The organism is Vulcanisaeta sp. EB80 (assembly GCF_002078205.2).
In genome coordinates, this window is sequence record NZ_LCWN02000141.1 from 1 (window position 1) to 2,078 (window position 2,078).

At 44.7% G+C, this 2,078-nt stretch carries 1 protein-coding gene and 1 pseudogene; both read right to left on the reverse strand.

The genetic code is table 11. The features are described 5' to 3' along the window. Positions 1–1,118 (reverse strand): substrate-binding domain-containing protein (locus tag B7L70_RS12590; RefSeq protein WP_081228466.1); only part of this gene is annotated, 1,118 nt, incomplete at its 3' end. 157 nt (positions 1,119–1,275) lie between these two features. After that, positions 1,276–2,078 (reverse strand): annotated as a pseudogene (locus B7L70_RS12595) (APC family permease); the annotation flags it as partial.

The window sequence follows — 2,078 nt, forward strand, 5'->3', positions numbered from 1 at the left end:
TGTGGGTATTGACTCAATGGTGCAACAAAGGGTTTAATTACATTTGGCACCGCGCTGTAGTTTCCGTAAACAATGCCCGGCACTATTGGCTTAATGCCATTCTCCTCCATTATCTCCTGACCTATTGGACTGAAGAGTAGGAGTAGGAAGTACTCAGCTGCCTGCTTATTAGGTGCCTGGAATGGTATTGTCATCGTGTAAACCACGGGGTTGCAGGCGAACGTCTTTGTGACGCCGTTCTCAGTCCAGGTTACACTAACCTGGTGGTAGTAATTAACGTAGCTTAAATTACCGAGGTTTATGAAAGGTGGTAACGTTATAAAGACCATGTTTTGATACTCCCTAGTCTGCGGTATTGCATTACTCTCGTACGCGGATAATATGAAGTCAACCTGCCCTGCCGCCATTAACGTTAATAGGTCAATCTCAGTATTCCTCATCATGTACTTACTCGGGTTCGTGTATATGGCATCGTATAGGTAGGATGCATTATTGAAGAATGCAAGGCCAGCCAGTTTAACTACGCACTGTGCCTGGTAGCCCGATGGGTCTGTGAATGGGTTGGAGACACCAACAACAGTGCTACTGTTAAGGGCTATTATATTCCAAATCTCCTGCCAAGTCGCGTTGTACTGGGCGGAGAGTGGTGGGTATGACTGGGCTTGCTGCCAGAGACTATATACCTCCTGACCAGCTGTTGTGTTTAGGTTCACAATAATAACCATCTGTGTAACTCCGAAGGCAATTTCATAATTGGTATAGTTTGGGAATAATACGGAGGGTATCGTTGTTGTGTCCGCCGAAGCCACGGCACTGAATTGCTGCGTTGTAACCTCTGTGTGGGCAACCTCACCACTACCCTTAAACAATGGTGGCGCTATGGTTATGCTTGGGTACATGCTCTGCATGACATTTAATATGTCGCCGAAGGCGAATTTCAACGTACCAGCCGCACCAACAACAAAGGGCGCCGTAGATACGGCAGACACTGTTACATTGACATACTTAGTTACCGTCTTTGTAACGACTTTAGGTGGAACTGTAACATAACCTATTGCAAAACCAACCACCAAACCCACTATTAAACCCACGATTAGCCAAACAGCACTATTTGCCATATGGGCTGTTGTTTTTATTCAATATTTAAATATTATCTATTATCTAATAATTGATAATTTAACGATCTCCATTATTTCTAGTGAGACAGTAGAAATAGATCGAATAGATAAAATGTAATTTAAGCAAAATAGAGGAAAGATAGTAATTAACGCATAATTATTCAGGGGGTATCTCCGTATATACTGCCGATATATCTATGCCATACCTCCTTAGATTTATGTAACGAGACACCAGGTACGTTAATACCCCAAGTATGACTGCGCCCAACTCCACACCGTAGGCCAGCCAATTGCCTCCCCATATCTGTGGGTAGGCTAGAAACTCATAGGTCAGGTAAGCCATAACACCAGCCATTAAGGCACCAAATAATGCTAACAATGCCCTGACCCTATTACCCATGTTAAATGACGAGTACCTCAGTGTGGCTATTATGGTGGCGGCGATACCAACCACCATGTAGTATATTATTGCCTCAACAACGGCGCCATACAATGCCGTGAATGTTTGGTATAGTATACCAGCCGCTGCTATTAGTGCTGCCGTTATGGCTAGGTCTGTTAGGTGTGCGTATATTGGTGTTCCAAACCTTGGACTTAGGTAGGCGAATGCGCTTGGCCAGACCCTATCAAAGGCTAGGGCAAACCAATACCTAACAACAACAATCGCACCATAAGCCAAAACAGCCAGGTACCAAACAACCGAGGATAGGCCTATGAGCCACTTGATAATTGCGTTATTTGAAATCGCCATGGCCACGGTCCAGAAATTAAGGATTGCATTAACATTGGGGTTTGCGAGAGCCTCCGTAGTGAATTTAAAACCTAGCGAATAGTAGAGGGCTTCGAAACCTAGCGTCGCCAGGATCATTGTTGTAATCGCAGCAGTAGGTACGTTAAACTTAATGGCTGACTTACCCCTGATCTCGGATGCTATTGCGGGACCTGCCATCAACCATGGGT